Here is a 24988-nt window from a genome sequence, read left to right as displayed (position 1 = left end):
CGTTACTTCCGGCGGCCGCGGCCGCCACCGCCGAACTTGGCCTTGATGATCTCGCGGATTCCCATGTTTACGGCGCTTTGCACCTCGCGATCGTGCCACAACCTTTCTAACAAGCTCGGCTCCTTCGGCCCCGTCGGCTCGGCGGGCGCCGGCATCGGCGGGGGCACGGAGTCCGCCGGCACCGGCGGATAGTCGGACTGGGCCTGCGGAGCCTGCGGGACGGCCTGGGGCTGCGCCGGTTGTTCGACGGTCTGACCGTACTTCGCTTGCAGCGGACTGGCTTTCGCCGCGGCGGTGATCGCGTCCGTGCCGATCGAGGCCATCAGCGACCGCGGCACCCGCATGCGGGTCCACGCGACGGGCGTGGGCGCGCCCTTCTCGGACAGCACGGTGACGACGGCCTCGCCGATGCCCAGCGAGGTCAGCGCCGACTCCAGGTCGTACACATCGGTTTTCGGGTAGGTGCGGACGGTCTTGGACAGCGCCGCCTGGTCGTCGGGGGTGAACGCCCGCAGCGCGTGTTGGACCCGCGCACCCAGCTGGGACAGCACGTCATTGGGTATGTCGGTGGGCAGCTGGGTGCAGAAGAAAACCCCGACGCCTTTGGAGCGGATCAGCTTGACGGTCTGTTCGACCTGCTCGAGGAAGGCCTTGGACGCGTCGGCGAAAAGCAGGTGCGCCTCGTCGAAAAAGAAGACCAGGTTGGGCCTGTCGACGTCACCGACCTCGGGCAGCCTGGCATACAGGTCGGCGAGGAGCCACATCAGAAAGGTGGAAAAGATGACGGGACGCACTGACTGACCGCTGAACTCGAGCAGCGAGATGACGCCCTGGCCGTGGCCGTCGTCGCGCAGCAGATCGTTCGGGTCGAGCTTCGGCTCGCCGAAGAACGTGTCCCCGCCCTCGCCGGCGAGGTTCACCAGCGCCCGCAGGATCACCCCGGCCGTCGTCGACGAAACACCGCCCAGGTCTTTGAGATCGGCCTTTCCCTCGTCGCTGGCCAGGTGGCTGATGACAGCGCGCAGATCCCCCAGGGTGACCAGAGGGCGCCCCGCCTGCTGGGCCCAATGGAAGATCAGCCCCAGCGTCGATTCCTGGGTGGCATTGAGCCCCAACACCTTTGACAGCAGGACGGGGCCGAAGCTGGCCACGGTCGCGCGCACCGGCACGCCCACTCCCCCGGTGCCCAGCGACAAGAATTCCACCGGAAACCCGGTCGCCGCCCAGTTGTCGCCGGTGTCCTTCGCGCGCGCGGCGGTCTTGTCGTTGGCCTCGCCGGGCCGGGCTAGGCCGGACAGGTCGCCCTTCACGTCGGCCATCAGCACCGCCACACCCGCGGCGCTGAGCTGTTCGGCGATCAATTGCAGCGTCTTGGTCTTGCCGGTTCCGGTGGCCCCGGCCACCAGGCCGTGCCGGTTGATGGTCGCCAGCGGGATGCGGATCTGCGCGGTCGGGTCCGCCTCGCCGTCGACGACGACCGTGCCCAATTCCAGCGCCTGGCCTTGGACGGCGTAGCCGTTCGCGATTCGCTGTGCGGGTGTGGCCGCTGATTCGGTGGTCATCGTGCTCGCCCCTCTTCCCCAGTCGCAAAGCTCACACTACTTCTCCAGGCCAGGCGGGGGCAGGGCCCGCGCAGGCCGGACGCACGCATACGCTGAGCGCTGTGCGCGACGAATTGGTGTGGATCGACTGCGAGATGACCGGGCTCGATCTGAACTCGGACAAGCTGATCGAGATCGCCGTCCTGGTCACCGACGCCGAGCTGAACGTGCTCGGCGACGGAGTGGACGTGGTGATCCACGCCGACGACGCCGCGCTGTCCTCGATGATCGAGGTGGTCGCCGAAATGCATTCGCGCTCGGGGCTGATCGAGGAGGTCAAGGCCTCCACGGTCGACCTGGCGACGGCCGAGGCGATGGTCCTGGACTACATCACCACACACGTCAAGCAACCCAAGACCGCTCCGCTGGCGGGCAACTCGATCGCCACCGACCGGTCCTTCATCACCCGCGACATGCCAAAGCTGGACTCCTACCTGCACTACCGGATGATCGACGTCAGCTCGATCAAGGAACTGTGCCGGCGCTGGTACCCCCGCATCTACTACGGCCAGCCGGCCAAGGGCCTCACCCACCGGGCGCTCGCCGACATCCATGAGTCGATCCGCGAACTGCAGTACTACCGGCGCACCGCGTTCGTACCCCCGCCGGGTCCGTCCACCAGCGAAATCGAGACCATTGTCGCCGCGCTGGAAGGCCCAGAGAACGCCACCCGAACAAACGATTCGGACACCGAGGCACCCAACCGCTAGTATCGGTGGTCGCCGCTCGTTGGCCCAGGGATGGATGCCGGCTCGCGGCAATGGTGGCTGTAGTTCAGCTGGTAGAGCACCAGGTTGTGATCCTGGATGTCGCGGGTTCGAGCCCCGTCAGCCACCCCACTGGTCAGGAAGGGTCTTACGCCCTCCCTGACCTTTTTTTGCAACGCATATGCCGTGTCCTTGTTGGTGTAGGTCACGACGACAGGCGTCTAGAAAGCCGTCCGGTTAGATGCCGAATAGCGGGGGAATGTCAGCCAACAGTAGCTGCGGAACAAAGGGCAACACCTGCGGAAGGGCGTATATAAAGATCGCAAATTCAATAAGCAGGATGAATCCGACGAAAACCAAAATAGCGACGAACGGAAGCAGTTCCGCAGGCAAGTTCTGCAAGACCCCGGCGATGGTGGCAGGGAAGTCCAGCAAGTCCTGGAACAACCCGGCAATGGTGGCGGGGAAGTTCGGCAGGACCAGCAACGAGGCGTTCGTGGCCTCGGCGCTGGCGTAGGAGAACGCACCGGCAGTCAAGTGCTGCACAAACTGGTCGTTAAACGCCGCCGCCTGCCCCGCCAGCGCCTGATAGGTCGCGGCGTGTTGGGAGAACAGGTGCGCAATGCTGGTGGACACCTCATCGGCGGCCGCGGGTATCACCGATGTCGTTCGGGCAGCCGCCACCATATGAGCCGCGTTGACGTTCGACTCGATGGTTGTCAAATCCGATGCCGCCGAGGCCATGATCTCTGGGTCCGCGATCACATAAGCCATGTCCGTCCACCTTCTAGCAACCCCCGAGACGGCTCACCATATGGCGGCGGTGCGGCGCGGCATTAAGTAATCGGCTACCGCACTTCGAGTAACCGATTCCAACCTCAGTCCTGGCCGGTCGTGGTCCCCGAAACCGACAACGTGCCGCGGATATCAGGGCGGTGGCCGCGGCAAATTGCGATTCATCGGCAGACTCTAAGGCGTTTCCCGCCATTCCCCGCTGGCACGCATATCGTCTTCGTACGCCTGGGCTTCGGCCGCGAACTGCCAGTAAGACGTGGCGCTGTCGGGTTTCCGAACTGGTCCCCCAACTCGGCGGTGAGCAGCCGAATGAGCTCCATGACGAATTGCAGACCCCGTCCGCTGCCCAGCGCGCTCTCGATCGAGTCGATCATGTCTTGGAACTGCATGTCGCTGTCGGTGGCCGCGGCAAGTGCGAGTGCCACGGCGGCGCGACGGGTGTCGTCGGGCCAGATGGAATCATCGTGCGGTGGTTTCATTCTCACTCTCTGCCGGCTGAAACTCATTCGGCCGATACGAAAGAATCGTGTTAAAGCCCGACCACTGCCGCCGATGAAGCTTCAGCACGTCGCGGGTTTTCGAGTCCCGTCAGCCACCCCAACGGTCGGCGGAGCCTTGCGCGGTCTGTCCGGGCGCGAGTGGGCGTTTCAGCGTGCAAACGATGCTCCACTCGAAGTAGTGGTCCCCGCCGCTGTCGTATTCCTTGAACCGGCGGGCGACCTGGCTGCGCTGCACCGAGGAGCCCACGATCTCCCAGCCCTGTTCTCCGTAGGCTTTCGACTGGCGACTCGCCTCCTCGATCACCGCCGGCAGAGACTCGTTCGTGTAATGGACGAAGGTGGTTTCCCACCGCTGTGGGTACCAATTGCCGTCGGAGGCCAGCCACCACCCCGGCCCGGGCGAAGGAGTATTCATGGGCGGGCACCCTATCCCATTCAGGTCGCGCTCAAATGAATGAAACGTAACGGGCGTCGCCCCTAGCTGATGTTGGCGTTGCCGGCCTTCCACACCGGCCAGGGGACGTTCCAGTCGCCCAGCCCCTCGGTGCCCGGCAGCGTCGGACCCACGGTGTGGACGACCTCGACGATGTCGCCGCTCTTGCTGTGGTCGTAGTACCACTCCGCGTTGCTGGGGCTCACGTTCAGGCACCCATGGCTGGTATTGGTGTGGCCCTGGGCGCCGACCGACCACGGCGCCGAATGCACGAACACACCGCTATACGAAAGCTGCGTCGCCCATTCGACGTCGGTGCGATACCCGTTGGGCGAGTTGACCGGAACCCCGTAGGTCGACGAGTCCATGATGATGTGCTTGAACCGCCCACCCACGATGTAGAACCCGTTCGCGGTCGGGGTGCTGTCCTTGCCCATCGAGGTCGGCATGGTCTTGACGACTTCTCCGTTGACGCGCACGGTCACCGTCTTGGTGGTGTCGTCGGCGGTGGAGATGACCTCGTCGCCAATCGTGAAGTGCGCCTTGACGTTATCCTCGCCGAACATCCCGTCGCCCAGATCGGCGCCGTAGGTGTTGACCGACACGTCGACGGCCGTGCCCGGCTTCCAGAAATGCTCTGGGCGCCAACGCACTTCGCGGTTGTTCAACCAGTAGAACGCGCCCTCGACGGGCGGGTTGGTGGTGATGACGATCGCCTTCTGCGCCGCGGCGCGGTTGGCGATGTTCTCGTCGAAGCGGATCGCCACCGGCTCACCGACGCCGACCACCTCGCCGTCGCCGGGGTTGACATAGGGCATCGTGAGGTGCGCCGGCGAACTGGTCTGGAAGGTCATCTGGCGGGTCGCGGCGCCGCCGAGCCCCAGCGCCTTCACGCTGAGTGTGTAGCGCCGGTTGTAGCCCAGCTGCTCGGTCGTCGACCAGCGCAGCCCGTCGGGGCTGAGCTGACCGCCGATCGAGCGGCCGTTCTCGTTGACCATGGTGACCGACCCGAGCACGCCGTCGGCGACGCTCACCGTCACGGGCGCATCCACGGTGACGCCCACGGCGCCGTCGTTCACCGAGGCGGTCAGCTTCGGGACCAGCAGGTCGGCAAACGGGGTGCCCTTGTCGAAGATGACCTTCGCCGGCGCGGCGGTGTGGCTGCTGCTGCAGGCCACGCCGGCGACAGCAAACACGACCATGGTGGCAACCAGCCACGGTCGGCGTCTGCGCAAAGGCGTCATCGAGTGACCTTCCAAATTCGATCGACATGGTGTGGTCACCGCTGACCAGAAACAGTGGAAGCATTGTAATGGCTTTTTGGCCGCCCACAATCCGACATTTGCGGGCCCGCTGTCGGGTGTCTACGCCGGCTGGCCCACCGAGTCTTCGCGACGCGCCTCAACCCCGTCACGGGTCGTGGCGGCCTCGACGCGCGCGAGTTTGACGATCGCCGCCGTCGCCACCACCCCGGCCGTCACCAACGCCGCCATCCCGGCGCGACCGGTATTCAGCGTCTCACCGAGAACGACCACACCCAGCACCGCCGCCACGACGGGCTGCGCCATCTGCAGCGTCGGCATCGAGGCGGTCAACGGTCCCGCGCGGAACGCCGCCTGGCTCCACACCACACCGCCCGCCGCGGCCAGGATGCAGGCGTAGAGCTCGGGGGTTCGGGCCACCGCCACCCCGCCGTCGCCGAGCCGGGCGACCACCTCCTTGGTCAACACCGCGAAGACCCCCCACAGCGATCCCGAGACGAACGCGAACAACGCTGCGGCCAGCGCACCTCCCCTGATGCGGCCGACGGCCAGGCACGCCACCAACAGCGGCGCCAGCACCACGGCCACGACCAACCAGGTGCGCAGCGACGCGCCGGACCGGCCGGCCTCCGGATTGCCGACCACCACGATCACGATGACGGCCGCGGTCAGCAGCCCGGCCCAGATCCACTCGCCGCCACTCACGGTGCGGTGCCACACCCTGGCGTTGATGGGCAGCGCGAACAGCAGCGACAGCATCAGCAGCGCCTGCACCAGCAGCACCGAACCCCGTCCGAGCGCGGCCGCCTGCAACGCGATGCTCGCCACCAGCAGCAGCGCGCCCCACCACCACCGCCCGCTGCGCAGCAGCTGGGCGACCAATTCGACGTGGCCGACGGACCGGTCGGTGATGCAGTGCGCCGCCCGCTGCTGCAGCACGTCGCCGATGGCGATGCACAGCGCGGACGCCACCGCCAGCAGGGCCGCGCTAACCATGCTCGCTCACCGCCGTCGTGGGCCACCGCTTGATCACGGGCCGCCGCGGTTGATGCTCGTCGGTGGCCCAGCGGCGCCGCGCCACCGCGGCGGCGGCGGCTTCACCGGTCGCCAACCGCTCACGCAGCCAGGTCAGCGGTTTGGGCGCCCACCAGGTCCACCGGCCAAGGAGGTGGATGAACGCCGGAACCAGGACCATCCGCACCAGGGTGGCGTCGGCCAGCACGGCGAGCGTCAGGCCGACACCGAGCATGCGCATGAACGACACGTGCGCGGGGATCAAGGCGGCGAACGAGATCGACATCACCAGCGCGGCCGTGGTGACCACGCGGCCGATGCCGGCCAGGCCCAACGCCGTGCTCTCGTCGGTGACGGCGTGCACCTCGGCCGGGCTCGGTCGCGCCTCCCGGGCCAGCGGGGAGGCCAGCCAGTACTCGTGGATCCGGGAGACCAGGAACACCTCGTAATCCATCGCCAGCCCGAAGGCGATGCAGAACAACAACACCGGGATGTTGGCGTTCAGCGTCCCGTTGGGCGTGGTCCCCAGCGCGCCGAGGTGACCGTCCTGGAAGATCCACACCATGGCGCCGAACGCCGCGGTCAGCGACAACACGTTGCACACCAGCGCCTGCAGCGGCAGCACCGCGCTACCGGTGAGCAAGAACAGCAGCGTGAAGGTGATGGCGGCGATCAATGCCAGCACCGCGGGCAGCCGAGTGGTGATCGCGTTGACGCTGTCGCGGTTGATCTGCGCCAGCCCGGTCATCTGCACCGACCGCCCCGCCGGTCCGGGGACCGCGTGCAACCGGTCCAGCTGCGTGTTCGACGCTTGCGAGTACAGCGGCGCGGTGGTGCCGACGGTGAGGAACGCGCTGCCGTTGGCCATGCCCGTGGCCGCGGCGGGCGGCCCCGACAGGGATCCGGCCACGAACGTCCCGGTCGGCGCGGTGACCGCGGACACGTCGGGCACGCGTGACAGGTCCGCGGCGTAACGCTCCAGGTCGGCTGGGGTCACGCCCTGAGCGTCGGGGACGACGACCGACACCGAGGTCCCCAGCCCGTTGCCGAAATCGTTATCCAACATGTCGGCGACCTGTCGCGCCGACGCCGAGCGGGGCAACACCCGCTCATCGGGAAAGCCCCACTTCACCCCCAGGAACGGAACGCCCAGCAACAGCAGCAGCGCTACGACGCTCAGGCCGACCGGCAGGGCGTGGCGCAGCACGAACTTCGTCGACCGGTACCAGAACAGCGAATAGACCGGTTTGTGCGCGTGGTCGCGCCACGACGGCGCCCGGGGCGGCACCCGGCGGGCCCACCACCGGCGGACGTCCAGCGCGTCCAGCCGCGGGCCGAGGAGCGCGATCGCGGCCGGGGTCACCACCACCGACGCGATCGCGACGATCACCGCGGTGGCCACGATCGTGTAGGCCGACGATTTCAGGAAGTACATCGGGAACAGCGCCATCACCGCCATCGACAACCCGACGGTGGTGGCGGAGAACAGCACGGTCCGCCCGGCCGTGGCCATGGTCCGGAACAGCGCCCGGTCCCGCTCGCCGGACCGCGCCAGCTCCTCGCGGAAGCGGCTGATGATCAGCAGGTTGTAGTCGATCGCCAGCGCGAGACCCATCGCGATGCTCAGGTCCAGGGCATACGTCGACACGTCGGTGGCGAAGCTGATCAGCCGCAGCACCGACATCGTGCAGACGATGACCAGGCCGCCCATGCCGACCGGCAGCGCCGCGGCGACCACACCGCCCAGCACCCAGACCAGCACCGCGAAGCTCAGCGGAATCGCGATGGACTCCATCAGCAACAGGTCGCGGGCGTTTTGCTGGTTGATCTGGGCATACGCCACGGCCATGCCGCCGGCGCGCACCGTCACGCCGTCGCGATCGTGCACCAACTCCCGGGTGAGCGCGCTGGCGTAATTCTGGGCGTCGTTCTCCCCGCCTTTCAGGCCGGCAACGATCAGCCCCGACGAGCTGTCCTTGCTGACCAGCTGGGCGGCCACCTGAGGCGGCGACGTCCAGGCCGAGGACACATTCAAGACCCAGGGCGATCGTTGCAGGTGATCGACGATGTCGGTGGCGACCCGGCTCGCCCGGTCGCTGCGGGCGCCGGTGGGATCGCTCACCGCGATCACCATCTGCTGGTCCGTCTGGTTGAAGCGGTCCCTGAGCAGGCTCGTCGCGCGCGCGGACTCCGAGGTCGGGTCTTGAAAGCCGCCACCCGACAGGCGGTTGACCACCGGAATGCCGAAGATCGCGGCCCCCAGCAGGAGCAACACGGTGACCGCGATGATGCGCCGCGGCGAGGCGATGGCAAGTCGAGTGATTCCTTGCAGCATGGGGTATCGCTATACCCAGACAAGGCCCGTCTGACCCCCCGAGCGGCAACCGGCCCACGTCAGCTGGGGTTTGACGGTCGAACACCCGGGTATCGGACGAGAGCGGTCCTCAGTAAGCGGATTCGGCGACCAGGGCGTCGGTTTGGCTGGGGTAGAAGCGGATTGGACAAGCGATGAACGCGACCGACGACGCCATCACGATCAGGCATCCAACCGAAGATGACTGGCAGGCGGTTTACGAGAATCAGGCTCGCACGTTCGGGGATCCGGTGGACCCGCGCGCCGTGGAAGCCTGGAAACGCCGGGTCGAGCTGGAGGACATCCTGGTCGCGGAGGACGTTTCCGATCCGGAGCATCCCAGCCTGGTGGGCACATCCATCATTTACCGCGCGCGGCTCACCGTGCCCGGCGGTGGCAGCCTGCGGGCCGCGTGGCTGACGATGATCGCGGTCGCGTCGACGCATCAAGGAACCGGGATTTGGGCGCAGCTGAGCGCCCAGGGGCTGGGGAAACTGATCGAGCGGGGCTACCCGATCGTCTGTGGGGTGCCGACCCAGACCGCGATGTACGACGGTTTTGGCGCCGGTGTGGCGAGCTACGCCCACTGCTACTCCATCGACCGCCGCTTCGCGAAGCTGCGTGAGGCGCCGAGCGGCAACCGGGCGCGAGAGGTCAACGCCGACGAGGCGAGGCGCCTCCTGCCCGAAATCTACGGTCGATGGTGCGCGGTCACCAACGGCGCGGTGGAGCGCGACGACGCATGGTGGGCCGACTTTTTGGAGGACAGGCCCACGCAGCGGGGCAACGGGTCCGCGCTGAACTTCACCGTCCATCCGGACGGTTTTCTGGCCTATCGAGTCATCGGTGCCGGCAAACACGCGTTCCGGCCGCCGTTCGGCTCGGTGATCGTCGAGGACTTCTTCGCCATCACCGACGAGGCGCACACCGAGTTGCTGCAGACCCTCTTGGTCTTGGAGATGTTCGACAACATCGAGATCGACGTGCCGGTCGACGACCCGCTACCGCTGAAGCTGCGTGATCAACGCACCGCGCAAACCACCGGGAAGAGCGATTTCCTGTGGGTGCGGATCAACGACGTGCCCGAGGTGCTCGGCGCCCGGGTGTACGCGGCGGACACCGATCTGGTGCTCGACGTCACAGACCCGCTCAACCTCGCGGGAGGACGGTTCTTGCTGCAGACGCGCGACGGAACCGGCAAATGCACCCCGCATGACGGGCCCGCGGACGTCGAAATCGGCCTGGCCGAATTGGCGACGCTCTACATGGGGGCGCACCGCGCTTCCGAGCTGCTGCGGGCCGACCGCATCACCGAACTGCGCCCGGGCGCGCTCCGCGACGTCGATGCCGCGTTCGCGACCGAGCGGGCACCCTACTGCGGGACGCTTTTCTGATAGCCCTTGCGCGACAAGACCTTTCCGGGGGCTGCCGGGCAACGGCGCGCGGGCCGGCGCGGCGACCTGTATCCTGGTGGACATCGGGATTTCGCTTCGCGGCAGGACGCCTGTTATTGTCGCGTACGCGGTCTCGGCCGTACACGGCGCCGTTAGCTCAGTTGGTAGAGCAGCTGACTCTTAATCAGCGGGTCCGGGGTTCGAAACCCTGACGGCGCACCAATCACATATTCCCCCGCACCAGCGGCCCCTGCAGGTAGTTTCTTCTGCGTCGAAGGAGCTGCACATGGGGTTCATCCGTCCCAACCTGCCCGTCGTCGACATGGCCGAGTGGAGCGGTGCCGCGCGCGCGGAGCGGATCGTGCCGATGGCTCGCCACATCGCCGAGAACGGGTTCGGCACCCCGCTGGTGATGCATCTGATGTACGGCGTCAAGATCGCGCTGTACGTGCTCGGCGGCTGGCTGTTCGCGTGGTCGACGCAGGGCATTGGCGGCTTCACCGAGGTGGGCTCGTGGTGGTCGGAGCCGATCGTGTTCCAGAAGGCCGTCCTGTTCACCATGCTGTTCGAGGTCGTCGGCCTCGGTTGCTGTTTCGGGCCGCTGGCCGGACGCTACTTCCCGCCGATGGGATCAATCCTCTATTGGCTGCGGCCCGGCACTATCCGGTTGCCGCCATGGCCCGACCGGGTCCCGCTGACCAAGGGCAACGACCGGACCCCGTTCGACGCGCTGCTCTACGGCGTCCTGCTGGCGTTGCTGGTGATCGCGCTCGTTTCGGACGGCACCGGCCCAATTCCCGCGCTGGACACCACGATTGGCGTGCTGCCGCGATGGCAGACCGTCGCCATACTGGCGGTCCTGGCCGCGATCAGCCTGCGCGACAAGGTGATCTTCCTGGCCGCCCGCGGCGAGGTGTACGGGCCGCTGGCGCTGGTGTTCCTGTTCGCCGGGGCGGACGTCGTCGTCGGCGCCAAGGTCGTCTTCATGGTGATCTGGCTGGGCGCCGCAACCTCCAAACTCACCCGGCACTTTCCGTTCGTCATCTCCACGATGCTGGCGAACAACCCGTTCATCCCCAGCGGAATTCTCAAGCGGTCGCTGTTCAAGCACTATCCGAATGACTTGCGGCCCAGCGCATTGTCGGGTGTCATCGCCCACTTCTCGACGGCGGTGGAGGGCCTGGTGCCGCTGGTGCTGTTGTTCTGCCACGGCGGCTGGCCGACCGCCATCGCCGCGTTCGTGATGATCGTGTTCCACCTGAACATCCTGCTGGCCTTCCCGATGGGTGTGCCGCTGGAGTGGAACGTGTTCATGATCTTCGGGGTGCTGTCGCTGTTCGTCGCCCACTCGCAGCTCGGGCTGTCCAGCGTCACCAACCCCCTGCCGGTGGCCATCCTGTTCGTGGTGCTCGCCGGCACCGTCGTCGTCGGAAACCTGCACCCGCGCAAGGTTTCCTTCCTGCCGGGCATGCGCTACTACGCCGGCAACTGGGACACCACGCTGTGGTGCGTCAAGCCTTCGGTCGACGACAAGTTCCGCACCGGATCCCGCGCGCTCGGGCCGATGCAACACCTGCAACTCGAGCGCCTCTACGGGTCCAAAGAGGAAACCCTGGTGCCGCTGCACCTCGCAATGGCGTTCCGGGGGATGAACACCCACGGGCGCGCGCTGTTCACCCTCGTGCATCGGGCGCTGGCGGGCTACGACGAGGACGACTACAACATCTGCGAGGGCGAAGTCCTCTGCTCGATGGTGCTGGGGTGGAATTTCGGCGACGGGCACATGCACAACGAGTGCCTCATCGAGGCGCTACAAAAGCGGTGCGGGTTCGCCGCGGGCGACGTGCGGGTGGTGATCCTCGACGCGCAGCCCATCCACCGACAGCGGCAGGAGTACCGGCTCGTCGACGCGGCGACCGGCGAGTTCGAGCGCGGCTACATCGACGTCGACGACATGGTCACCACCCAGCCCTGGGCCGACGACCTGCCCGTGCACGTTGGAAGCGGCGCGGCCGACAGGGTCCGGAAGGTCAGCGGTCCCTGACCCGGCGCACCACCACGATCACCACCACCGACGAGATCCCGACCAGCGACGCGATCACCACGGGCTTCTTCACGAATTCGACCGCCCGCGCCCTCAGGTCGTCGGCGAGGCGGCGCGGGTTGGCGCGCTCGGCAAGCGAATCGACGGTGGCCGCCAGCTGGTCGCGGGCGACATCGATGTCCCGCTTGATGGCCTCGGGGTCCCGGTCCGCCACGTGTCTGTCCTCCAAGTCCGCCTATGCACCTGAGGCACTACCCTAGATCAGCCGGCGATAACCCCAACGCGGCGGTGAACAGAAAGGACGCACGTTGACCGAGACCACGCGGCTCGCCCCGGGCGACAAGGCACCCTCCTTCACCCTGCCCGACGCCGACGGCAACAAGGTGTCGCTGGCCGACTACAAGGGGCGCCGCGTCATCGTGTACTTCTACCCGGCCGCCTCCACACCCGGATGCACCAAGCAGGCCTGCGACTTTCGCGACAACCTGCGCGACCTCAACGACGCCGGCGTGGACGTGGTCGGCATCTCCCCCGACAAGCCGGAAAAGCTGGCCAAGTTCCGCGACGCCGAGAAGCTGACGTTCCCGCTGCTGTCCGATCCCGACCGCAAGGTGCTGACGGCCTGGGGCGCCTACGGCGAGAAGCAGATGTATGGCAAGACCGTCACCGGCGTGATCCGCTCGACGTTCCTGGTCGACGAGAAGGGCAAGATCGCGGTCGCGCAGTACAACGTCAAGGCCACCGGCCACGTCGCCAAACTTCGGCGCGACCTGTCCGTCTGACCCAGGCCGCCCGGCGGCGGCCCCGAAACTCACCAAGTTATCGGCGACACGTCGATCGTGTTCGGCCGCACAGGCCGCGTATGTTGGCATGCTGATCAGTCAATGGGTGATTTCGGGGCAATCGGCGCTTGGCTTTTGTTGGTCGGCGTGATCACCGTGGCAGTTCTGACAGCGGTGGGAAGCGTGCAGCTGGGGAGCCGGGTCCTCTCCGATGAGACCGGGCCCGGGCACAATTCGGCACTCTCGCCCTATGTGACCGTTGTAGGCCTGGTCTATGGCGCTCTCCTTGGCTTCACGGTCGTGGTCGGGTGGCAGGAGTTCCTGTCGGCCGAGGTCAATGTTTCCAGTGAGGCATCCACGCTGACGACGATGTACCGCCAGACCGTCGCCATGCCTCAGCCAGAGCAATCACAGATACGCCAACAGCTGCGCCAATACGCGGAAGGACTGCAGGGCCCGGAATGGGGCAAGCAAGATTTCGGCCGCATAGGCAACAGGGCGCGAGCCGCGATCACGGCAATGTATCGCACGGTTGGCAGTCAGCGATCCGATGCCGCGTCGAGCGCGATCAACCTGGATTTTCTGGGCCGGTTGACCGTCTTGGCATCCGAACGCAGCACGCGGATTCTGGATGCCAAGCCACGAATACCGCCGCTTTTGTGGTCTTCGTTGATCTTCGGCGGGTTAGTACTGATCGCGCTCACCGGCTTCCTGCGCCTAACGAGCAACCGTGGCCACATGGTCCTGACGAGCGCGGTCGCTGTGTTGCTTGGGTTACTGCTGTATCTCGTCTTCGTACTCGATCACCCATTTGGTCCGCTGGGCGTCACGTCGCAACCATTTGCTCACGCGGTCAACGTTTTTGACGAAGTCGACAGCGGTAGCTGACTAACCGCCAACCAATCCGGCGAGCAGCAGCGTCTCGGCGATCGCCGCGCGTTCCAGCACACCCAGGTGCAGGCTCTCGTTGATGCTGTGCGCCTGGGTCGCCGGGTCTTCGACGCCGGTGACGAGGATCTTCGCCTGCGGGAAGGCGGCCGCGAACTCGGCGATGAACGGGATCGAGCCGCCCATGCCCATGTCGATCGGCTCGACGCCCCACGCCTGCCGGAACGCCGCCCGCGCCGCGTCGTAGACGTCGCCGGTGGGCTCGATGGCGTACGGCTGGCCGATCTCGCCCGGCGTGACGGTGACTCGCGCGCCCCAGGGTGCGTGCCGCTGCAGGTGGGCGGTCAGCGCGTCGAGGTGGGCCGCCGCGTCGCCGCCGGGGGCGACGCGCATGCTGACCTTGGCCCGCGCCCGCGGGATCAGCGTGTTCGACGCGGCCGCGACTGGCGTCGTATCGATGCCGATCACGGTGATCGCCGGTTTGGCCCACAACCGCTGCGGCACCGATCCCGAGCCGATCTCGGACACCCCGTCCAGCAGCCCGGAGTCGGCCCGCACCCGCTCGGCCGGGTAATCGGGGTAATTCAGTGCGGCGGAGTCGGTTTCGTGCAGGCCCTCGACCGCCACATTGCCGTCGTCGTCGTGCAGGCTGGCCAGCAACCGGACCAGCACGGTCAGCGCGTCGGGGATCACGCCGCCCCACAGGCCCGAGTGCAGCCCGTGATCCAGCGTGGCGACCTCGACGACGCAGTCGGCCAGGCCGCGCAGCGAAACCGTCAGCGCGGGAACGTCGGTGCTCCAGTTGTCGGAGTCGGCGATGACGATCACGTCGGCGGCCAGCGCGTCGCGGTGCGCGGCGAGCAACCGGCCGAGAGACGGCGAGCCGGATTCCTCCTCGCCCTCCACGAAGACCGTGACACCCACCGGCGGCTGGCCGCCGTGCGCCCGGAAGGCCGCCAAATGCGTTGCGATGCCGGCCTTGTCGTCGGCGCTGCCGCGGCCGTAGAGCCGCCCGTCGCGTTCGGTGGGCTCGAAGGGCGGCGACACCCACTGGGCGCGGTCGCCCTCGGGCTGCACGTCGTGATGCGCATATAGCAGCACCGTCGGCGCGCCGGGCGGCGCCGGATGCCGCGCGATGACCGCCGGTGCGCCGCCCTCGCTGACGATGCGCACATCGCCAAAACCCGCCTGCGACAACAGGTCCGCCACCGCCCGCGCGCTGCGGTGCACCTCGTCGCGCCGGGCGGGGTCGGCCCATACGGATTCGATGCGCACCAGGTCCTCGAGATCGCGGCGCACCGACGGCAACACGTCGCGCACGCGCGCGACAAGATCGCTCATGACCTCTCCTTTTGCCAAGCAGACGCAGAATCGCATGGAATCTCGCGCATTGATGCGATTCTCTGTCTGCTCGCGGTCAGGGCGTCTCCAAGATGGCCACCGCTGCCGCGGTATCCCCCTCGTGCGTCAGCGACACATGGATGGTCACGTCGGCCAGGTGCTTGGCGATGTCGCCGGTCAGCCGGACTCGTGGCCGGCCCCACATGTCGGTGACCACCTCGATGTCGCGGTGGATGTCCTCCGGCAGCATGGGCCGTTGCGCAAACCGGGAACCCGACCACGCCTTGATCACCGCCTCCTTGGCCGCCCACCGGGCGGCCAGGTGACGCGCGGCCGACGAGCTCTTGTCGGAGGCGTCGCGGCGCTCACCCGGCGTGAACGTCTCGGCGAAGACGGTTCCCGGCTGGTCGACCTGCTCGGCGAAATCGGGAATGGAGACGAGATCGATCCCCACTCCGACAATGCCCATGGCTGGCCAGGTTATCGGATGACCGCGCCCGGCGACGATGCGGTCCGCGCGGCGGACCGAGGAGAAGCCGGGCAATAAGGCCAAGTCATCCGACAAAAGCCTCGTCTTCACCGAGCCGGGCGGCCGGATTCAGCAGCATCGCCGCCTCCTGGCGCTTCTCCGGCGCATCGTGGTCGAATCGACGGTCCGGCGGCCGCTGGTACATCGGCGGTCCACCGGCGATGGCCGAAACCAGCCTGCGCTGACCGGCCAGGAGGCGGGCATCCGCGCGCCGCTGGTAGTCGACGCGCTGATCGGCGTCCAGCGCGGCGATGAACGCCTGCGGGTGCACCAGCGCCACCAAGCCCGACACGTGCCCGAACCCGAGGCTCGTGAGCATCCCCGCCTTCAGCGGGAACTTCTCGCCGAGCCGCAGCGTCTCGCGGACCCAGACGAAGTGGGCCGACCCGGCCAGCTCGTCGTCGACGCAGTCCAGGCTGCGGTTGGGCGGAATCACCCCGTCGCGCAGCATCTGGCACAGGCCCATCATCTGGAACACTGCCGCGCCGCCCTTGGCGTGGCCGGTGAGGCTCTTCTGCGACACCACGAACAGCGGCGCGCCCTCGGAGCGGCCCAGCGAGTCCGCCAGCCGCTCGTGCAGCTCGGTCTCGTTGGGATCGTTGGCCAGCGTCGACGTGTCGTGTTTGGAGATCACCGCCACGTCGTCGGCGCCCACGCCGAGCTTGGCCAGCGCCCGCGCCAGCGGCGAGTCCTTGCCACCACGGCCCGCGCCCAGCGCGCCCAGGCCCGGCGCCGGGATGGAGGTGTGCACGCCGTCGCCGAACGACTGCGCGAAGGCCACCACCGCCAGCACCGGCAACCCCATCTTGAGCGCCAGGTCGCCGCGCGCCAGCAGGATGGTGCCGCCACCCTGGGCCTCGACGAAGCCGAGCCGGCGCCGGTCGTTGGGCCGCGAGAACTTGGAGTCGTGGATGCCCCGGCCGCGCATCATGCCGGTGTCGGCGGTGGCCGCCATGTCACCGAAGCCGATGATGCCCTCCAGCGTGAGGTCGTCGATCCCGCCGGCGACCACCATCTCGGCCTTGCCGAGCCGGATCTTGTCGACGCCCTCCTCCACCGACACCGCGGCGGTGGCGCACGCGGCGACGGGGTGAATCATCGCGCCGTAGCTGCCGATGTAGGACTGAACCACGTGGGCCGCAACGATATTAGGCAGCACTTCCTGGAAGATGTCGTTCGGCTTGTTCCGGCCCAACAGGTTCCCGTGGTACATCGTCTGCATCGACGTGCCGCCGCCCATGCCGGTGCCCATCGTGTTGGCCACCATGCTCGGGTGGACGTAGCGCATCACCTCGGCCGGGCTGAAGCCGGCGGACAGGAACGCGTCGACCGTCGCCACGATGTTCCACACGGCAAGCCGGTCAATGGAACTCGCCATGTCCGGGCTGATGCCCCACACCGTCGGGTCGAACCCGGTCGGCACCTGGCCGCCGACGACCCGCGACAGCTTCGTCTTGCGCGGCACCCGAATCTCGGTGCCGGCCTTGCGGATGACCTGCCAGTCACTCGAGTCGGGCACCGGCCGGATGATCGTGTGCTCCGGGTCGAACTCGGCGAAGGCGCGCGCGTCGGTCTCCGACGACACCACGAACGCGAAGTCCTTCTCGAGGAACACCGACACCAGCAGCGGGGACGCGTGATCGGGGTCGATCGCGCCGTCGTCGACGAACTCGCGGATGCCGCAGCGCTCCACCACCGTGTCGTGGTAGCGCTCGATCAGCTCCGACTCGTCGACCAGATCGCCGGATTCGGTGTCGTACCAACCGGGTTGGGGGTCGTCCTCCCAGCGGATCAACCCGGTGGTCCACGCCAGCTCGAGCACACCGGCGGCCGACAGCTCGTTGTCGACCTCCATCTCGAAGCGGGTGCGCGACGAACCGTACGGGCCGAGTTCGGCGCCGCCGACGATCACCACCAGGTCGGCCGGGTCGACGTCGAGGTCGTCCCACTCCGGGGGTGGCGCCGGCTTGAATCCGCGGGGCGGCGACGGCAGCGCGGCGATGGTGCCCTCGGCCGGGCCGTCAGCATCGGCGGCCGCCTCGGCCGACATTTCCTCCCGCGCCTTGGCGGCCAGCTCGGCCATGTCCAGCTGGGCGTCGCCCAGGCCGCCGGTCAGGTCGGCCTCGATCGGCTTGCTCGCCGCGGCCACCTTGGATTCCACGTCGCACAGGGCCAGCAGCATGGCGGCCATCTCGTCGGTGGAGTAGGTGGTGACACCCGCCTCCTCGACGGCATCGACGATGGCGTCGTTGTGGCCCATCAGCCCGGTGCCCCGCGTCCAGCCGATCAGCGCGTGGGCCAGGCTCACCCGGGACGCCCATGACGACTCGGCGTGCCAGCGGCTCACCAGCGCGTCCAGCGCCGACTTGGCCTCACCGTAGGCGCCGTCGCCGCCGAACATCCCGCGGTTCGGCGAGCCGGGCAGCACTACGTGCAGCCGCGACGCGATGTCGCGCTCGGCACCGATCTTCGACAGGCCGCCGATCAACCGCTGCACGGCCCACAGCAGCACCTTCATCTCCATCTCGGAGCGCGAGCCCGCCTCCGACAGGTCCCCGACCACGCGCGGCGCGGCGAACGGGAACAGCAGCGTCGGCGTCTGCGCGTCCTTGATGTGAATCGACTGCGGCCCAAGGCTTTCGGATTGCTCGGTGCCGACCCATTCGACCAGGGCGTCGATGTCGGAGTAGGACGCCATGTTGGCCGCCACCACCCACAGCGCGGCGCCGTAGCGGGCGTGGTCGCGGTACAGCCCGCGATAGAACGCCAGCCGCTCGTCGTCGAGCTTCGACGTGGTGGCGATGACGGTGGCACCGCCGTCGAGCAACCGCGCGACGACCGACGAGGCGATCGAGCCCTTCGAAGCGCCTGTCACCACGGCGGTCTCGCCGCTGTAGGGCCCCGGGTTGGGGTTCTCGGCGCCGGCGGCGATCCGTCCGTACAGCGACGCGTGGATCTGACGGCCGGCGGCCAGCGACTTGCCCTGCCACCAGGTGGCCTGGGTGGCGACGACGTGCCCGGTGCCCTCGAACCGCTCGGAGAGCCGCGCCCAGTCGGCGTCGATGTCGCCCTCGTCGGTCAGCCACAGCTGCACCAGGTCCTCGCGGGCGCTGGCCCAGCGGTCGTCGAACACGACGGCCTTCTTGGCGTCGAACACCGGCGCCACCAAACGCGGCCAGTCCGCGCCCAATTCGGCGGTGACCAGGTCGATGAGCTCGGCATCGGTGGCCGCCGGCGACGCGCTGACAGGATTGTCGTGGCCCAGCTGGCCCAGGATCAGGCGCGCCGCCGAGGCCAGCACGCCGTCGCGACCGGTGATCTGATCGGTGAACTCGCTCAGCGCGGCCGCGTCGATGGTCGCGCCACCGCCACCGCCGGCCGACGGAAGCGCCACCGAGATGCCGCGTCGCGCGGCCACCGCGGTGACCGCGGCGTCGATGACCTTGTCGACGGATGCGCCGTCGGCCAGCGCGCCCTCGTGCAGATGACCCAGCGCGCCACCGCGAACGCTGGTGCCCTCGCGGGTGCCCAGCGCGACCTCGACCGTGACGTGCTTGGCCCAACCGTCGCCCAGCTCCCAGGCCTTCTTGACCCGATCCGCGATGGCCGCGGGGCGCTTACCCGACGGGCCGAGCACCGTGCGCAGCTGGTCGTTGATCGCGTCGGAAAGCACTGGGCCGTAAGGCTTGTACGTGCGCGCCAGCTTGGTGACCTGTGACCGCAGCCCGGCCAGGTCGGCTTCGGCGGCGCCGTCGATGGCGCCCAGGTTCAGCTCCGAACCGAGGTCCACCAGCAACTGGTTGCGCCGCGACGACGCGCCGTCGGTGATGGACTCGATGGAGTCGAGTTCCTCGATCTGGTCGATGCGCATCTTGGCCGACAGCGCGATCAGCGCCAACGTGGCGTCGGCGGCGTCGAACCCGATGTCGTCGGGTCTCGGAGCACCGGACGGAGCTCCGGCGGCAGCCGGAGCGACGGCTGGGGCGACATTGGGGCTGGGCGCACCGTCCGACGCGGCAGCGTCGGAATCGACGGCGACCACCTCTTCCTCCGGCTCCGGCTCGGGGTCGGTGTCGGTGGCGAACAGCACGGCGGCGTCGCGCTCGGCGTTGAGCACTTCCACTGTGCTGTGTGCATATTCGGGCAGCTTGAGGGTGTTGGTGGCCAGCCCGGCGACGGTCGGCGACGACTTGACGCCGATCTCGACGAACCGCTCCACGCCCAGGCCGCCGGCGGCCTCCTCGATGAACAGCAGGTCCTGGGTTTCGATCCAGCGCACCGGGCTGGCGAACTGCCACGCCAGCAGCTCGATGAAGATGGTGCGCGCCATTTCACCCGGCCGCTCGCGCCGCCAGGTGTCGTAGTCGGCCAGGATCGGGTCCAGCGGCTCGGCCGGCACCAAATCCCTTATCTCCTGGATGAAGTCGCGGTCCAGCGTGAACGGCCGCGGGACCAGGTTGGGGATGTAGCGGCCGATGATGAGGTCGGGATCGGCGTCGCGCGGCATGACCCGCTCCAGCGAGCGGCGGAATTCGGCCACGCCGACCCGCAGCACCCGCGAGTGGAACGGCACGTCGATGCCCGGCACCAGGATGAACGAGCGCCGCCCGCCGCTGAGTTCGCGGCGGCGTTCGACCTCGGCCTCCAGGGCCTCCAGACCGCGCACGGTGCCGGCGATCGCATACTGCGAGCCGCGCAGGTTGAAGTTGACGATCTCGAGGAACTCACCGGTGCTCTCGGCGATCCCGGCGACGAAGGCGGGAACCTCGTCGTCGGGCAGGTCGATCTGCGAGGGCCGGATCGCCGCCAGGCGGTAGTTGGAGCGGCCCAGCTCGTCGCGCGGCACGATGTCGTGCATCTTCGAGCCGCGGTGAAACACCATCTCCAGCAAGGCTTCCAGCTCGTAGATGCCCGTCACGCAGGCCAGGGCGGTGTACTCGCCGACGGAGTGGCCGCAGGCGATGGCGCCCTCGACGAAGGCGCCCTGCTCGCGCATCTCGGCGACCTGGGCCGCGGCCACGGTGGCCATCGCGACCTGGGTGAACTGCGTCAGGTAGAGCACGCCCTCGGGGTGGTTGTAGTGCACGCCGCTGGCGATGATGCTGGTCGGGTTGTCGCGCACCACGTGCAGCACCGAGAAACCCAGCGTGTCGCGGGTGAACTTGTCGGCGGTGTCCCACACCTTGCGGGCCGCCTTGGACCGGGCCCGCACCTCCATGCCCATGCCCTTGTGCTGGATGCCCTGGCCGGGGAACGCGTAGACCGTCTTCGGGGCGGCCAGCCGCGCGGTCGCCGACATGACCAGATCCGAGCCGACGCGTGCGGCGACCTCCAAGACCTCTGCGCCCTGGTCGATTCCGACGCGGTCCACCCGGAAGTCGACCTCGTCGCCGGGGCGCACCATGCCGAGGAATCGCGCCGTCCAGCCGATCAGCCGCGCGGGCGGGCGGGCCCGACCGTCGGTGGCGGTCGCGGCGTGCTGCGCGGCGGCCGACAGCCACATGCCGTGCACGATCGGCGATTCCAGGCCGGCCAGCAGCGCGGCCGCCCGATCGGTGTGGATGGGGTTGTGGTCACCGGAGACCACCGCGAACGGGCGCATGTCCACCGGCGCCGCCAGCGTGACGTCGCGGCGGCGGCGGCGCGGGGTGTCCGTCGCGTTCTCCGACACCGCGCCCCCGGCCCGCACCGGATCGGTGAGCTCGGCGGTACCGGTGCGCCCGAGGATCGCGAAACGCTCACCGAGCGTCGCGATCACCGAGCCGTCGTCCGAGGTGATCGTCACCGACACCGGCACCACGCGGCCCATGTCGGTGTCGACGGCCGGCGAAGCCGTTGCGGCGACGGTCAATTGGGCCGGCACCGTCGGCAGCTTGCCGATCACGTGGGCGGCGTGGTCCAGGTGCACCAGGCTCAGCAGGCCCTCGACCACCGCGACGCCGGTGTCGGTGACGGCCGAGCCGATCGCCGCGAAAACGGCGGGCCAGCACAGGCCGACCAGCGCGTCGGGCACGGTGGTGAGGCTGGGCGCCAGCGGCTCCCCGAAGGTGGCGGTGACGCCGGTGTGGTCGGCGACCCGCTCGGGGTCCCAGTCGACCGTCACGGTGGCCGTCCCCTCGGAGACCGGGGGCAAGAAGTCCGGCCCGTCGACGCCCGCGGCGATCGCGAGGACCGCGCGCATGGCGGTGGTGGCGTCCTCGGTGGAGACCACCGGCGTGCCGCCGTCGGCGGTGTTGGCGGGCAGGCGGAAGGGGATGTCGATCCAGGTGCCCGACAGTGGCACGCTCAGGACGACGTGCTCGCCGTCGACCGTGAGCTGCGCGCCGGTGGAAGAGTGTGTGGCGCGGCGGCTTTCGGGTCCGTCGTGCACCAGCCAGTCGGCCGGGTCGGCGATGCGATGCACGGGGTTGGTGGTGGTGCGTCCGGCCCACTGCACGTCTGGCGCGTCGAGCACCACGGCCAGCGGTCCGGCGACGTCCGCGCGGCCCACCCGGCGCGACGTGACGGGCCGCGGCTGGCCGTTGGAGGACAGCACGTCGTCGATGGCGGCCTGCTCGAAGCGGTCCAGCAGCTCGCCGACGGGCTCGTCCATCCGGGTGATGCCGGCCACCGCGGCCGTGCCCGGGATGATGCAGACCTGGTCGGCGTCGTAACGGGCGTCGTGGGCCTGCCACAGCGAATCGCTGCGCCACCAGCGCCGCACGTCCTTGTCGATGACCGGCACGAAGTTGACCGGCTTGCCCAGCGTCTTGCACAGCGTGACGAAGAACGGAACGTCGGCCGGGTGCAGCTGCACCGACTCGGCGTCGGGGTAGTGCGACAGCAGCGTCGCGATCGCCTCGTCGGGGTTCTCCAGCAGGGCCGCATCGTCGAACCGTGTCTCGATCGGCCCGAAATCCTTAGCGTGCAAACGAGCTTCGGCCCGTTGCAGCATCTGCTGGAAGCGGTCGCGCCACGTGTCGGCCAGCCAGGGGCTGCCCGGCGCGGCGGTGTCGGCGGTCGAATTGCCTTCGCCGATGGTCAGTTCGACGTAGCGCCGCAGCCACTGCAGGTAGGTCATCTCGGCCACGTCGCCGAAGTACGGCTTGGCGGTGCTGGCCATCGCCGCGATGATTTCGTCGCGGCGCTCGGCGACCGCGTCGGCGTCGCCGGCGACCTCGTCGAGCAGCCGGCCGCACCGGGAGGCGCTGTTGTCGATCTCGTGGATGTCCGCACCCAGCTGGCTACGGCTGGAAGCCATGCCGCCCTGGGCTTTTCCGGCGCTGATCCATTGGTCGGTGCCGTTGGTTTCGACCAGCATCCGCTTGACCGACGGCGAGGTGGTGGACTCCAGCGTCGCCATCGCCGCGGTGCCGACCAGGATGCCGTCGATCGGCATCAGCGGGAAGCCGTACGACTCGGCCCAGCGCCCGGACAGGTACTCGGCGGCGCGTTCGGGGGTGCCGATGCCGCCGCCGACGCACACGGTGATGTTGGGACGCGAGCGCAACTCCGAGTAGGTCGCCAGCAGCAGGTCGTCGAGGTCTTCCCAGGAGTGGTGGCCGCCGGCCCGCCCGCCCTCGATGTGCATGATCACCGGCTTGGTCGGCACCTCGGTGGCGATGCGGATGACCGAGCGGATCTGCTCGACGGTGCCGGGCTTGAACACCACGTGGCTGATGCCCACCTCGTTGAGCTCGTCGATCAGCTCGACGGCCTCCTCGAGGTCGGGGATGCCGGCGCTGATCACCAGGCCGTCGATCGCCGCGCCGGACTGGCGCGCCTTCTGCACCAGCCGCTTGCCGCCGACCTGGAGCTTCCACAGGTAGGGGTCGAGGAACAGCGCGTTGAACTGGTAGGTGCGCCCGGGCTCGAGCAGCGTCGAGAGCTCCTCGATGCGGGCTGCGAAGATCTCCTCGGTGACCTGCCCGCCGCCGGCGAGCTCGGCCCAGTGGCCGGCGTTGGCCGCGGCGGCGACGATCTTCGCGTCGACGGTGGTGGGCGTCATGCCCGCGAGCAGGATCGGCGACCGCCCGGTCAGGCGGGTGAACTTCGTCGAGAGCTTGACCCGGCCGTCGGGCAGCGACACCACGGTGGGGGCGTAGGTCGACCAGGCCCGCGCGACCTCGGGGACGGCGCCGACGGTGAAGAGGTTGCGCTGACCGCCGCGGGTCGCCGCGGGCACGATGCCGATGCCGAGCCCGCGGATCACCGGCGCGGTCAGCCGGGTCAGGATGTCGCCGGGCCCCAGATCGAGGATCCAGCGCGCGCCGGCGGAGTGAACGCGCGTGATCTCGTCGACCCAGTCGACGCCGTCGACCAGGATGGCCTCGGTCAGCTTCCGGGCCAGCTCGACGTCGAGGCCGACCTTCTCGGCCCAGCCGGCGACGATGTCGATGCCGTCGGCCAGCCGCGGGGTGTGGAAGCCCACCTCCACGCGCACCGGGTCGAAGACCGGCGCGAAGACGTCGCCGCCGCGGACCTTGTTCTTGCGGTCGGCCTCCTCCTTCTCGGAGATCTGCTGGCAGTACAGCTCGAAGCGCGAGAGCTGCTCGGGGGTGCCGGTGATGACCACCGACCGCCGGCCGTTGCGGATGGACAGCACCGGGGGCAGCACGGTGCGCACGTCCTGGGCGAACTCGTCGAGCAGCCGGCGAATCCGATCCGGGTCGGCGTTGGTCACCGACACCATCGGCGGGCGGTCGCCCAGCACGGAGATCCCGCGCCGGCGGGCCACCAGGGTCCCCGCGGCCCCGATGAGCTGCGCCAGCGCCAGCAGTTCGACGTCGCGGGCGCCCGCGGCCCGGAACGCCTCGACGGCCAACACGCCCTGCGAGTGCCCGACGACGGCCACCGGCGGCGTCGCCGACCAGTCCATGCCCTGCCGGGACAGGGCCCGGGCGGCGGCGATCTGGGTGAGCAGCACGCCGGGAATCGACACCGCGGCCGACGTGAGGTGCTTGTCCGACGGGACGGGATCCTCGGCGGCCAGCGCGCGCACCCAGGTCAGCGGTTCGAAGCCGATCGGGCGCACCACGACCAGTTCTTTTGCCACCGGCTCGAGCAGCAGCTCCACCTCGCCGACCAACGTGGCCAGGTCGGTTTCGATCCCCGCCGACGACACCAGCTCCTCGAGGGTCTCCAGCCAGGCGCTGCCCTGGCCGCCGAACGCGATGGCGTACGCCTCGCCGGCCGTCAGGCGGTCGACCAGAGCATCGGTGTTGTGCGGGCCTGCCCCGTCGCGGTCGGCGGACACCCGGTCGTGCTCGTGGATCGTCACCTTCTGTATCTCCCCTGTATGCGTCTTTACGTCTCGGTCGGTTCGGCCGGTCGACCCCGGAGGTGCGGGCCTGGTCGGTTTCAGTC

The 24988-nt window shown here is 68.6% G+C and carries 14 protein-coding genes, 2 tRNA genes and 1 pseudogene; 7 read left to right on the top strand and 10 right to left on the bottom strand.

The window, feature by feature from the left end; translation table 11 throughout:
* Positions 1–2 precede the first annotated feature (2 nt).
* On the bottom strand, positions 3–1562 hold the full coding sequence (locus AWB89_RS04085) for a helicase HerA-like domain-containing protein (protein WP_085171753.1): 1560 nt from the start codon (positions 1560–1562) through the stop codon (positions 3–5).
* Positions 1563–1663: 101 nt separating this feature from the next.
* On the opposite strand from AWB89_RS04085, the gene orn reads away from it, so the two are divergent.
* Both orn and AWB89_RS04075 read left to right on the top strand, forming a co-directional pair.
* Positions 1664–2311, top strand: coding sequence for an oligoribonuclease (gene orn, locus AWB89_RS04080; RefSeq protein ID WP_085171751.1), 648 nt, complete (start codon positions 1664–1666; stop codon positions 2309–2311).
* A 53-nt stretch (positions 2312–2364) separates the two neighbouring features.
* Positions 2365–2440, top strand: a tRNA-His gene (locus AWB89_RS04075).
* Positions 2441–2545: 105 nt separating this feature from the next.
* Here the strand turns inward: AWB89_RS04075 and AWB89_RS04070 are convergent.
* From AWB89_RS04070 to AWB89_RS04045, 5 genes are all read right to left on the bottom strand, one after another.
* Entirely contained in the window at positions 2546–3082 is a 537-nt protein-coding gene (locus AWB89_RS04070) for a PE family protein (protein ID WP_085171748.1), read from the bottom strand.
* 609 nt (positions 3083–3691) lie between these two features.
* Positions 3692–4018 (bottom strand): hypothetical protein, encoded by a 327-nt coding sequence (locus AWB89_RS04060; RefSeq protein ID WP_085094278.1) that lies wholly within the window; start codon positions 4016–4018, stop codon positions 3692–3694.
* Positions 4019–4080: 62 nt separating this feature from the next.
* Entirely contained in the window at positions 4081–5280 is a 1200-nt protein-coding gene (locus AWB89_RS04055) for a L,D-transpeptidase (RefSeq protein WP_085094276.1), read from the bottom strand.
* Positions 5281–5400: 120 nt separating this feature from the next.
* Positions 5401–6294 (bottom strand): DMT family transporter, encoded by an 894-nt coding sequence (locus AWB89_RS04050; protein ID WP_085094274.1) that lies wholly within the window; start codon positions 6292–6294, stop codon positions 5401–5403.
* Positions 6287–8647 carry an MMPL family transporter gene (locus AWB89_RS04045; protein WP_085171744.1) on the bottom strand — a complete coding sequence of 787 codons (2361 nt, stop codon included), beginning with the start codon at positions 8645–8647 and terminating at the stop codon, positions 6287–6289. The genes AWB89_RS04050 and AWB89_RS04045 overlap by 8 nt, the downstream gene beginning before the upstream one ends.
* Positions 8648–8820: 173 nt before the next feature.
* On the opposite strand from AWB89_RS04045, the gene AWB89_RS04040 reads away from it, so the two are divergent.
* The 3 genes from AWB89_RS04040 to AWB89_RS04030 all read left to right on the top strand — a co-directional run bounded on the left by AWB89_RS04040 (position 8821) and on the right by AWB89_RS04030 (position 12103).
* The gene (locus AWB89_RS04040) at positions 8821–10059 is read left to right on the top strand and encodes a GNAT family N-acetyltransferase (RefSeq protein WP_085094270.1); all 1239 of its coding nucleotides are present in this window, start codon (positions 8821–8823) and stop codon (positions 10057–10059) included.
* A 146-nt stretch (positions 10060–10205) separates the two neighbouring features.
* Positions 10206–10281, top strand: a tRNA-Lys gene (locus AWB89_RS04035).
* A 64-nt stretch (positions 10282–10345) separates the two neighbouring features.
* A complete protein-coding gene (locus AWB89_RS04030) occupies positions 10346–12103 on the top strand; it encodes a DUF3556 domain-containing protein (RefSeq protein ID WP_085171742.1) in 1758 nt (585 codons plus the stop codon).
* On the opposite strand, the gene AWB89_RS04025 is transcribed toward AWB89_RS04030, so the two are convergent.
* The gene (locus tag AWB89_RS04025; protein WP_066914420.1) at positions 12090–12317 is read right to left on the bottom strand and encodes a DUF3618 domain-containing protein; all 228 of its coding nucleotides are present in this window, start codon (positions 12315–12317) and stop codon (positions 12090–12092) included. The genes AWB89_RS04030 and AWB89_RS04025 overlap by 14 nt on opposite strands.
* 94 nt (positions 12318–12411) lie before the next feature.
* Between AWB89_RS04025 and bcp the strand changes: the two genes are divergently transcribed.
* Both bcp and AWB89_RS04015 read left to right on the top strand, forming a co-directional pair.
* Positions 12412–12885, top strand: a complete 474-nt coding sequence (gene bcp / locus AWB89_RS04020) for a thioredoxin-dependent thiol peroxidase (protein WP_085171740.1) — start codon at positions 12412–12414, stop codon at positions 12883–12885.
* 102 nt (positions 12886–12987) lie between these two features.
* Positions 12988–13773 (top strand): bestrophin-like domain, encoded by a 786-nt coding sequence (locus AWB89_RS04015; RefSeq protein ID WP_085171738.1) that lies wholly within the window; start codon positions 12988–12990, stop codon positions 13771–13773.
* On the opposite strand, the pseudogene AWB89_RS04010 reads toward AWB89_RS04015, so the two are convergent.
* The 3 genes and pseudogenes from AWB89_RS04010 to AWB89_RS04000 all read right to left on the bottom strand — a co-directional run bounded on the left by AWB89_RS04010 (position 13774) and on the right by AWB89_RS04000 (position 24902).
* Positions 13774–15194 (bottom strand): annotated as a pseudogene (locus tag AWB89_RS04010) (M20/M25/M40 family metallo-hydrolase).
* Positions 15191–15583: a holo-ACP synthase AcpS gene (acpS, locus tag AWB89_RS04005; RefSeq protein WP_085094260.1), complete on the bottom strand. Its 393-nt coding sequence runs from the start codon at positions 15581–15583 to the stop codon at positions 15191–15193. The pseudogene AWB89_RS04010 and the gene acpS overlap by 4 nt, the downstream one beginning before the upstream one ends.
* Positions 15584–15668: 85 nt before the next feature.
* The gene (locus AWB89_RS04000; protein WP_085171734.1) at positions 15669–24902 is read right to left on the bottom strand and encodes a type I polyketide synthase; all 9234 of its coding nucleotides are present in this window, start codon (positions 24900–24902) and stop codon (positions 15669–15671) included.
* Positions 24903–24988: the final 86 nt, after the last annotated feature.

Origin of the sequence: Mycobacterium paraense (assembly GCF_002101815.1) — a bacterium.
Classification (GTDB): domain Bacteria; phylum Actinomycetota; class Actinomycetes; order Mycobacteriales; family Mycobacteriaceae; genus Mycobacterium; species Mycobacterium paraense.
This window is presented reverse-complemented; position numbering and strand designations above follow the sequence as displayed.